General features: G+C 66.1%; 12 protein-coding genes. 6 read left to right on the plus strand and 6 right to left on the minus strand.

Features of this window, described 5'->3' with window-relative positions; genetic code table 11:
- Window positions 1-81 precede the first annotated feature (81 nt).
- The 5 genes from era to MBTS_RS05140 are packed head-to-tail and all read right to left on the minus strand — an operon-like array spanning window position 82 to window position 3,965.
- Complete coding sequence (gene era / locus MBTS_RS05120; RefSeq protein WP_085984279.1) at window positions 82-1,011, minus strand: GTPase Era; 930 nt, start codon at window positions 1,009-1,011, stop codon at window positions 82-84.
- Window positions 1,012-1,060: 49 nt separating this feature from the next.
- Complete coding sequence (gene rnc / locus MBTS_RS05125; protein ID WP_056140511.1) at window positions 1,061-1,873, minus strand: ribonuclease III; 813 nt, start codon at window positions 1,871-1,873, stop codon at window positions 1,061-1,063.
- A gap of 11 nt (window positions 1,874-1,884) precedes the next feature.
- A complete protein-coding gene (lepB, locus tag MBTS_RS05130; RefSeq protein WP_027172155.1) occupies window positions 1,885-2,685 on the minus strand; it encodes a signal peptidase I in 801 nt (266 codons plus the stop codon).
- 60 nt (window positions 2,686-2,745) lie between these two features.
- Window positions 2,746-3,201: a holo-ACP synthase gene (gene acpS / locus MBTS_RS05135; protein ID WP_192215212.1), complete on the minus strand. Its 456-nt coding sequence runs from the start codon at window positions 3,199-3,201 to the stop codon at window positions 2,746-2,748.
- Complete coding sequence (locus MBTS_RS05140) at window positions 3,198-3,965, minus strand: pyridoxine 5'-phosphate synthase (RefSeq protein ID WP_147829167.1); 768 nt, start codon at window positions 3,963-3,965, stop codon at window positions 3,198-3,200. The genes acpS and MBTS_RS05140 overlap by 4 nt, the downstream gene beginning before the upstream one ends.
- A 115-nt stretch (window positions 3,966-4,080) precedes the next feature.
- On the opposite strand from MBTS_RS05140, the gene MBTS_RS05145 reads away from it, so the two are divergent.
- From MBTS_RS05145 to MBTS_RS05160, 4 genes are all read left to right on the plus strand, one after another.
- On the plus strand, window positions 4,081-4,455 hold the full coding sequence (locus tag MBTS_RS05145; RefSeq protein WP_056140506.1) for a PH domain-containing protein: 375 nt from the start codon (window positions 4,081-4,083) through the stop codon (window positions 4,453-4,455).
- Window positions 4,456-4,527: 72 nt separating this feature from the next.
- Entirely contained in the window at window positions 4,528-4,791 is a 264-nt protein-coding gene (locus MBTS_RS05150) for a PepSY domain-containing protein (RefSeq protein ID WP_147829098.1), read from the plus strand.
- Window positions 4,792-4,886: 95 nt separating this feature from the next.
- The gene (locus MBTS_RS05155; protein ID WP_192215213.1) at window positions 4,887-5,552 is read left to right on the plus strand and encodes an MgtC/SapB family protein; all 666 of its coding nucleotides are present in this window, start codon (window positions 4,887-4,889) and stop codon (window positions 5,550-5,552) included.
- A 483-nt stretch (window positions 5,553-6,035) separates the two neighbouring features.
- On the plus strand, window positions 6,036-6,695 hold the full coding sequence (locus MBTS_RS05160) for a transglycosylase domain-containing protein (protein WP_210322660.1): 660 nt from the start codon (window positions 6,036-6,038) through the stop codon (window positions 6,693-6,695).
- Between the two features lie 85 nt (window positions 6,696-6,780).
- Here MBTS_RS05160 and MBTS_RS05165 read toward each other — a convergent pair whose 3' ends face one another.
- Window positions 6,781-8,550 (minus strand): methanol/ethanol family PQQ-dependent dehydrogenase, encoded by a 1,770-nt coding sequence (locus MBTS_RS05165; protein ID WP_192215216.1) that lies wholly within the window; start codon window positions 8,548-8,550, stop codon window positions 6,781-6,783.
- 373 nt (window positions 8,551-8,923) lie between these two features.
- Here MBTS_RS05165 and rpsF point away from each other — a divergent pair, with 373 nt between their 5' ends.
- Window positions 8,924-9,391 (plus strand): 30S ribosomal protein S6, encoded by a 468-nt coding sequence (gene rpsF / locus MBTS_RS05170; RefSeq protein ID WP_018045048.1) that lies wholly within the window; start codon window positions 8,924-8,926, stop codon window positions 9,389-9,391.
- 3 nt (window positions 9,392-9,394) lie between these two features.
- A complete protein-coding gene (gene rpsR, locus MBTS_RS05175) occupies window positions 9,395-9,676 on the plus strand; it encodes a 30S ribosomal protein S18 (protein WP_018045049.1) in 282 nt (93 codons plus the stop codon).
- Window positions 9,677-9,810 lie beyond the last annotated feature (134 nt).

The raw sequence follows: 9,810 nt of genomic DNA on the forward strand, positions 1-9,810 counted from the left end.
GATACTGTGGTTTATGCGGCGGCGCAGCATGAAACGAGTATCCGATACCTCGAATCATGTCGTGCGACATAGGGCCTTTCTTTAGCCGCGCGGGAATTCGAGTCCCATTTCGCGATAGCGCGCCGGGTCGTCGGCCCAGTTCTCGCGCACCTTGACGTGCAGGAACAGGTGGACGGGCTGATCCGCCGCCTCGGCGATCTCGCGCCGCGCCGCCTGCCCGATCGCCTTGATGGTCTGTCCGCCCTTGCCGAGCACGATGGAGCGCTGGCTCTCGCGCTCCACGAAGATCGTCTGCTCGATCCGGACAGAGCCATCGGTCTTGGCCACCCATTGGTCGGTCTCGACGGTGGAGCGGTAGGGCAGTTCCTCGTGAAGCCTGTCGTAGAGCTTCTCGCGGGTGATCTCCGCGGCGAGCATGCGGAGCGGAGCGTCGGAGACCTGGTCCTCCGGGTAGAGCCAGGGGCCAGGCTGCATCATCCCGGCCAGGGTCTTGCGCAGCGTATCGATGCCGTCGCCGTTGAGCGCGGAGATCATGAAGGTGTGGGCGAAGGCGATGCGCTCGTTGAGCGAGGCGGCCAGCGCCAGCAGCCGGTCGCGCGGGATCAGGTCGATCTTGTTGAGGATCAGTGCCTTGGGGCGGCGCACCTCGGGCAGACGGGCGAGGATCGCCTCGACCTCCTCGGTGACGCCCTTGCGGGCATCGACCAGCAGGCAGATCGCGTCGGCATCGGCGGCCCCGCTCCAGGCGGAATGCACCATCGCCCGGTCGAGGCGGCGCTTCGGCGCGAAGATGCCGGGCGTGTCCACCAGGATGATCTGGGCGCTGCCCTCCATGACGATACCGCGCACCAGCGCCCGCGTCGTCTGGACCTTGCGGGAGACGATGGAGACCTTCGTGCCCACGAGGCTGTTGAGCAGGGTCGACTTGCCGGCATTGGGCACGCCGATCAGGGCGACGAAGCCCGCGCTCGAATCCGCCGGGATTACCGGCAGCGGCTTGATCTCGGGCATCGGGGCCTGAGGAGGCAGGTCGTCCTCGTCGTCGAAATCGTTGTGGTCGTCAGGCATCGGAGTCGCTTTCTTCACCGACGTCCGCCGACGTCTCCATTCCGTTGAGGGGGCGCGCGCCAGGTTGCTGGCTCACACCCTGGACCTCGCGGTCGAGGACGAGGCGGGCGGCCTCCTGCTCGGCGAGGCGTTTCGAAGGGCCGGTGCCGTATCCGGGCTCCAGGCCCTCGACACGCGCGGCGATCCGGAAGACGGGGGCATGGTCCGGGCCGGACCGCTCCACGACGTCGTAGACCGGGATCGGCAGGGCGCGCCCCATCGCCCATTCCTGAAGGGCGGATTTCGCGTCGCGTCCGCGCGGCGCCGCCGTGTCGGTGCCGGGCGCGAAGGCCGCCAGGACGATGGCTTTGGCCGCCTCGTATCCGGCATCGAGGAAGACCGCGCCGAGGATCGATTCGCAGGCATCGGCCAGGATCGTCTGGTTGCGGCGGCCGCCGCTCTGGATCTCGCCCGGGCCGAGGGCGAGATGCGGCCCGACATCCCAGGCCGTCGCCACGGCGGCGCAGGTCTCCCGGCGCACGAGCCCGGCGAGACGCCGCGACAGGTCACCCTCATCCGCCTGGGGAAACGCTTCGTAGAGGAGGTCCGCGATGGCGAGGCCGAGCACCCGGTCTCCGAGGAACTCGAGGCGCTGATAGCTTCCCACCCGTCCGCCGCCACCGGCCTTGCTGACATGGGTCAGGGCCAGGGACAGCAGGCTGCGGTCGGCAAAGACATGGCCGATCCGCTCTTCGAGCACGTTCAGGCCGGGCTTGGGTCGCGGTGCGCGCCGCGCCCGGCTGGAAGGACGCGCCTCCTCACCCACGATCGATCATCCTAATGGATGCTGCTGAAGATGCGGCCCCACCGCACCTTCGTCGGCCATTGCCAAATCTGCCAGGCGGGCGTGCCCTCGTCGATGGAGAAGAAGATCATTTCGGCGCGGCCGACGAAATTCTCGAACGGGACGAAGCCGACATTGGCGAGATCGCGCGAATCCGTGGAATTGTCGCGGTTGTCGCCCATCATGAAGTAACGGCCCGGCGGCACCAGATAGGGCTCGGTATTGTCCCAGTAGCCGTTGTCGCCCTCGCGCTCGATCACCTGATGCACCACGCCGTTGGGCAGGGTCTCGGTATATTGCTCGACCTTCGTTTCCTCGCCGTACGGACCGGTGGTCTCGTAGGGGGCGATGCGCTCACGCTTCACCGCCACGTCGTTGATGTAGAGGATGCCGGCCTTCATCTGGATCTTGTCGCCCGGCAGGCCGATGACGCGCTTGATGTAGTCGGTGGCATTGTCCTTCGGCAGCTTGAACACCGCGATGTCGCCGCGCTTGGGCTCGGCCGCCCAGATCCGGCCATCGGCCTTGAACGGCAGGTACTCGCTCAGGGGGAGAGAGTACTTCGAATATCCGTAGGAGTACTTGGACACGAACAGGTAGTCGCCCACGAGAAGCGTCGGCACCAGCGACCCCGAGGGGATGTTGAACGGCTGGAAGAGCAGCGTGCGCACCACGAGGGCGATCAGCAGCGCCTGGACGCCGACCTTGACCGTCTCCTTGATGCTCGCCCAGGCGCCGGTGTCGGCCGCCCTCAGGTCTCGCTTCGTCTGGTGATCCACGCGCGCTCGTTCCATCTGTCTGCAATCTCCGGCTCGACGCGCGAACCCGATCGACTGTCGGTGAAGACCGGCGGTCTAGACCATGCGGTCGGGGGCCGCAACGCGAGCGGTCGCCGGCTCAGCATGCGCGGCCGGAAGGGGCAAGGCTTCGATGATCACGAATGCTTGCGCCATGGGCGGATCGTCGGTGAGCGTCACGTGGATCTTCGCGGCATGCCCGGCGGGAATCATCGCCCGCAGTCGCTCCGCGGCGCCCCCGGTGAGACGCAGGGTCGGTGCCCCGCCCGGCAGGCTCACCACCTCCATGTCGCGCCAGAAAACACCGTGGCTCATGCCTGTGCCAAGGGCCTTGGCACAGGCCTCCTTGGCGGCGAAGCGCCTCGCATAGGACGGGGCGCGGGCGGCGCGGCCCTCCGACTTCGCGCGCTCGCCATCGGTATAGATCCGGTGGGTGAACCGCTCGCCGTAGCGTGCGAGGGACCGCTCGATCCGGCGGATGTCGCAGAGGTCCGAGCCGATGCCGACGATCATGCCGCGATCCCCGCCCGCGCCCGGTCCATCGCGGCGCGCATGTCGCGGATCGCCTGGCCGAGCCCCCAGAAGATGGCCTCGCCGATGAGCGAGTGGCCGATATTGAGCTCGGCGAGCTGCGGCAGGGCCGCCACCGGCCCGACGCTGTCGAGGGCGAGACCGTGCCCGGCATGGACTTCGAGGCCGATCCGCGAGCCGTAATCGGCGGCCCGCGCGATGCGGGCGAGTTCATGCGCCACCCGCGCGCCGTCGCCCTCGGCGACCGCTTCGCAGTAGCTCCCCGTATGCAGTTCGACCACGGGTGCTTCGAGACGGAGTGCCGCGTCCATCACCGCCTCGTCGGGCTCGACGAAGAGCGAAACGCGGATGCCGGCGACCGACAGGGCGGCGATCCGGGGGGCGAGGTGCGCCGCCTGGCCGACGATGTCGAGGCCGCCCTCGGTGGTGCGCTCCTCGCGCTTCTCGGGAACGAGGCAGGAGGCGTGCGGCCGCAGGCGGGTGGCGATCCCCACCATCTCGTCGGTGGCCGCCATCTCGAAATTGAGCGGCACCGAGAGCCGCCCCATCAGCGCCTCGATATCGGCGTCGCGGATATGCCGGCGGTCCTCGCGCAGATGCGCGGTGATGCCGTCCGCCCCGGCTTCCACCGCGAGCAGGGCGGCGGCGACGGGATCGGGATGGATGCCGCCGCGAGCGTTACGCACGGTGGCGACGTGGTCGATATTCACCCCGAGGCGCAGGGGAACGGGGGTTGTAGCGGACATCATGCGGCTCCGGACGGCAGGCGGGTCCCGAGAAAAAGGACGACCGGCAGAGGATGTGCCGGGCCGGCTCGTCCCTAGATAGGGGCGAGGCGGCATTTTCGGGATAGGCGGCGCAATGGGAATTCTCGACGGCCTGTTCGGCCATGGCAGCGACCTCTCTCCGCAGGAGGTGAACGACAGCCTCGCGGGAATCCTCACCCAGGGCGAGACGGTGCAGGTCGCCTTCCGGGTGATCCGCGACCTCATCGTCTTCACCGACCGGCGGCTGATCCTCGTGGACAAGCAGGGCATGACCGGGCGTAAGGTCGCCTACATGACCGTGCCCTATCGGGCGATCACCTGCTTCTCGGTGGAGACGGCGGGCGGTTTCGACTTCGATTCGGAACTGGCGATCTGGGTCTCCGGCCGGCCGGAGCCGATCAGGAAGACGCTCAAGCGCGGCGCCGACATCCTCGGCATCCAGCAGGCGATCGCCGCCTCCCTCAGGTGATTCGTCTCCGGAACCGGAAAACCAGGGCAGATGTTTGCGTTTAGACGGCAAACTAAATCTTGGAGGAACCCCATGAGTGTCCTGAAACCCGCGCTCCTCGCCCTGCTCCTCACCGCCGGGTCCGCCGGCATCGCTCTCGCCGACAAGCCCGGTGCGGACTGGATGCCGGCCGAGCAGGTCAAGCAGAAGCTGATGGCCGCCGGTTACACCGACATCACCGAGTTCGAAGCGGATGACGGCCATTGGGAGGGCGAGGGCATGAAGAACGGCGTGAAGATGGAGTTCCACGCCGATCCGAAGACCGGCGCCATCATTTCCGAGAAGCCCGACAAATAGGCCCATCGACGGGTGAACAGGGACGGCGGCAGGATTGTCGCCGTCCTCGTCTCTGTTTAGGAGCGACCGACGGGCTCTGAGCGGATGGACTGCGCGTGATCGGCAATTTCGAGATCCTGGGCCGTCTTCTCCTCGCGGCGCTGCTCGGCAGCGCCGTGGGTTTCGAGCGTGAGCGCCTCGTCTGGGCGGCGGGGATGCGGACGCACATGCTCGTCTGCGTCGGCTCCTGCCTGATCGTCATCGTCTCGGCTTTCGGCTTTTCGGACATTCTCGGTACGCCGAACGTCTCTCTGGATCCGTCGCGCATGGCGGCGCAGGTGGTGTCCGGCATCGGCTTTCTCGGTGCCGGCACGATCATGCTGCGCGGAGAAATGGTGAAGGGCCTCACCACGGCGGCGGGGTTGTGGGCCGTGGCCGCCATCGGCCTGGCTGCGGGAACAGGCCTCTATGTGGCGGCGATCGCGACCACCGCCATCGTCCTCCTGATTCTGGCGGGGATGAAACCTTTGGAGGCGCGCTATCGCGAGCGGGCGCAGACCCGCACCCTCACCATCACGGCCAGGCGCGGCACGATCACCATTGAGGTCCTGCGCGGCCTGTCCGGTTCCTATGCCTCCCGCCTCCTCCAGTTCGTCGCCCAGCCGACGGCGGAGGACGGCATCGACACGATCGACGTGTCTTACGTTCACATACCGGAGAAGAGCTTCGACGAGATCGTGGCCGCCCTCCGAGCCCGCGACGGCGTGACGAGCGTCTCCTGAGGCGTCAGTCCCGCATTTCGGGAAGGGCGAAGACCGTGAGCTGCCCGCCCAGCGCCGTGTAGCGCGACAGGCCGGCATAGCCGGAGACGGCTAAGAACGCAGTCACCTCTTGCCTGCGCGATAGCTCTGGGTGTTCACGGTAGCGATGATGCCCGAGGGCGTCCTCCAGCGGGCAATGTCCGACTTCTTCGCGTCTTGCTTCGTACGGTTCCTGGCACAGCCAACGGCGGAAGATGGCATCGATACGGCCGGCATGTCCTACGTGCACATCCCGGAGGAGAGCTACGCCAAGATCGTGGCCGCACGGCATCGCAGCGTTCGAGGCGCTGTTGGCATAGCGTCTCACCGCGGCAATCCCTGTCCGTCATAATTTTGGCATCAACCCCTGAATACAGAATAACAAGGCATAGGCCCAGCATAGAGGACTAATTTTATTTTCTTCCTATTAGATTTTAGTGAATCTATCCAGGGAGGTCGGTTAAGATGAAACGAGTATTGAAATATGCACTTCTGGTAACCGCCCTCCTGTTTATAGGTGTAGTGGGATATGGCGCCAAGGGATATTGGGACGCGTTAGAAGACGCCGACGGCTTGCGTACTCGGGCCGATGGGCTGATCGCTCAAGGGCGTGGTGGCGGTTCCTTGGGGGTAGGCCATCTGTCTATCCTGCTTGCTGTCGAAGACCCTAATTTTTCAAAGCATGCCGGCGTCGATGTCTCGACCCCGGGCGCTGGCTTGACCACAATCAGCCAATCGGCAGCCAAGCGGCTCGCCTTTCGGGAATTCCGCCCCGGTATCGGCAAGGTACGCCAGACTGGCTATGCGCTTGGGCTGGAGAGCCGACTTTCCAAGGAGCAAATACTTGCCCTGTGGCTGGATACCCTGGAAATGGGAAGCGGTCCGAATGGATGGATGATTGGCTTTCATTCGGCCAGTTCCACAATTTACGGGCGAGGTCCAGCCGAGTTGACGGATGCCGAATTCATTCGGCTTGCGGCCGTCTTGATCGCGCCGGCGTCATACGACCTCTCTCATGCCGATGCGAAACTGGACGACCGCGCTGCGCGAATCCAGCGTCTCGTGGCGGGGGAATGCGCACCGACGGGCTTTTGGGATGTTTGGCTCGAGGGGTGCCGGCGATGAGTCCAACACGTTGCGGGGATGTCTCGTGACGGCATGGGTGAAATGCTCCGAGCGCACGACGGCGTGACGAGCGTCTCCTGAAGCGTCAGTCCCGCGATTCGGGGAGGGCGAAGACCGTGAGCTGCCCGCCCAGCGCCGTGTAGCGCGACAGGCCGGCATAGCCGCCCACCGCCCCGGCCCCGTCCGCCGGGTCGGTGAGACCGGCCGCAAGCCCGATCCCCGCCCAGCCGCCGACGCCCGAGAGCACGGCGACGTATTGCCGGCCGCGATGGAGGTAGGTCGTCACGTTGCCGATGATGCCCGAGGGCGTCTTGAAGCGGTAGAGTTCGCGGCCCGTGCGCGCATCGACGGCCTTCAGATAGCCTTCCAGCGTTCCGTAGAAGACGACGCCGCCGGCCGTGGCGAGGGCGCCGGACCAGACCGAGAACGGCTCGGTGTTCGACCAGACGACCTTTCCGGCGACGCCGTCCCAGGCGATGAACCGGCCCGTCTCGGGACCATCCTCGGTCGGCTGCAGGGTCACCGTGGCGCCGACGTAGGGGATGCCGGGCGTATAGGTGACGTGGAACGGCTCGTAACTCATGCAGATGTGGTTGGTCGGCACGTAGAAGAGCCGGGTAATCGGCGAATACGCCGCCGGTTGCTCGTTCTTGGCGCCGATGGCGCCGGGGCAGATGCCCGTGGTGGTCTCGTCCTCTCCCGTTTTATCGGGTGAGCGGCGCGGATCGACCAGGGGGCGCCCGTAACGGCCCGAGCCCTCGTCCATGTCGATCCCGGTGGCCCAGTTCACCGCCGGATCGAATTTTTTCGCCACCAAGAGTTCGCCGGTGCTCCGGTCCAACGTGTAGCCGAACCCGTTGCGGTCGAAATGGGTGAGAAGCGGACGCGTCCGGCCGTCGATCGTCTGATCCGTGAGGATCATCTCGTTGACGCCGTCGTAGTCCCACTCGTCGTGGGGCGTCATCTGGTAGACCCATCGCATCATGCCGGTATCCGGGTTGCGGGCGACGATTGCCGTCGTCCACCTGTTGTCGCCGGGACGCTGCGTCGGATTCCAGGTCGAGGGGTTGGCGGTGCCGTAATAGATGAGGTCGAGCTCGGGGTCGTAGGAGTACCAGCCCCAGGTCGCCCCGCCGCCGGTCTTCCACTGGTCGCCCTCCCAACTCGCGAGGGACGAATTCTCGCCGATGGGCCGGCCGAGCGAGGTGGTCTTCTGCGGATCGACGATCATGTCCGCGTCCGGCCCCGTCGAGTAGCCGCGCCAGAGCCGTGTCCCGGTCTTGGCATCGTAGGCGGTGATATGGCCGCGCGCGCCGTACTCGGCGCCAGAGATGCCGACGATGATCTTGTCCTTCACCGGCATCACGGTGGCGGTGTTGGTCTCGCCGACCGCCGGATCGCCGTTCTTCACGGACCAGTTCACCCGGCCGGTCCTGGCATTGAGGGAAACCAGGGTGGTGTCGGCCTGGTGCAGGATGATGGCGCCGTCGGCATAGGCCAGACCACGGTTGACAGTGTCACAGCACATCACCGGGATGACCGACGGGTCCTGCTTGGGCTCGTACTTCCAGACGATCACGCCGTCCTTGTCGAGGTCCAGTGCGTAGACGATGTTCGGGAAGGGGGTGTGGACGTACATCATGTTGCCGACGACGAGAGGCGAACCCTCGTGGCCGCGCAGGACGCCCGTCGAGAACGTCCAGGCCACCTGCAGCTGCTTCACGTTGCCGGCGTCGATCTGGTCGAGCTTCGAATAGCGCGTATTGGCGTAATCGATCGTCTGCAGCACCGGCTCGTCGGCGTTGGCCGGGCCGGACGCAATGAGACAGAGCAGGAGGGCCACGGCTCGTTTCATAGCTGACATCGGCGATCCTCCAACGTGGCGTGCGCGTTCCGGCGGCTCCTCTATCACCGGATGCGGATCGATTCGCGGGCCTCCTTGTCGCCGGGATCGGAGCGATCATCCGTGTCGCCATCCTTGCCATCCCGTCCGAACTCGTCTATGCGCCGCAATTCGTGTTCGCTCCGGCTGGGGGCTGAACGGACGGTGCCGGCTTGTCCGGCATGCGGAGTTCGCTCCATCGTCCCGTGTCTCCGCCTTCGATCAACCGCTCGGGCCTTCAAACGGCTCGAAGGGCTTGGCGCCGGGCGAAACGCGTTGAACCGGCCCGACGATCGACACCCGCACATCCGTGCCGTCGGGCCCCTTTTGCTATGAAGGGCCCGTTATGCCTCTTTATGAACACGTCTTCCTGGCGCGCCAGGACGTGACGGCCCAGCAGGTCGAGACCATGGTCGAGACCTACAAGGGCGTCATCGAAGCCAATGGCGGCAAGGTCGAGAAGATCGAGATGTGGGGCGTGAAGTCCCTCGCCTACCGCATCAAGAAGAACCGCAAGGCGCATTTCACGCTCCTCAACGTCGACGCCCCCCCGGCGGCTCTCGCCGAGATGGAGCGCCAGATGCAGATCTCCGAGGACGTCCTGCGCTTCATGACCGTCCGCGTCGAAGAGCTCGAGTCCGAGCCGTCGGCGATGATGCAGAAGCGCGACCGCGACGACCGCAAGGATCGTGAGCGCGGCCGTCGTCGTGACGACGAAGGCTTCGGTGGTGGTGGATTCGGTGGCGACCGGGATCGTGGCGACCGCGGTGATCGCGGCGACCGTCCCGAGCGCAGCTTCGGCGGGGAGAACTAAGCCATGGGTTTCGGTGCTGGACCTGGTGCGGCTCCTGCCGCTGGTGGTGGTGCGGGCGGCGGACGTCGTCCCTTCTTCCGTCGTCGCAAGACCTGCCCGTTCTCGGGCGCGAACGCTCCCAAGATCGACTACAAGGACGTCAAGCTCCTGTCGCGCTACGTCTCCGAGCGCGGCAAGATCGTGCCGTCGCGCATCACGGCGGTGTCGGCCAAGAAGCAGCGTGAACTCGCCCAGGCGATCAAGCGCGCCCGCTTCCTCGGCTTCCTCCCCTACGTGATCAAGTAGGCCTCGGCCTCTCCACGAGGCCCCCTCCTCCCCCTTGTGGGGAGGAGTTGGAGGTGGGGGTGATTGGGTGGCCCTCGGCCTGCGCAGGCTGGCGGAGCCACCCTTACCCTCGATCCCTCCCCACAAGGGGAGGG

Origin of the sequence: Methylobacterium bullatum (genome assembly GCF_014845095.1) — a bacterium.
Taxonomy (GTDB): domain Bacteria; phylum Pseudomonadota; class Alphaproteobacteria; order Rhizobiales; family Beijerinckiaceae; genus Methylobacterium; species Methylobacterium bullatum.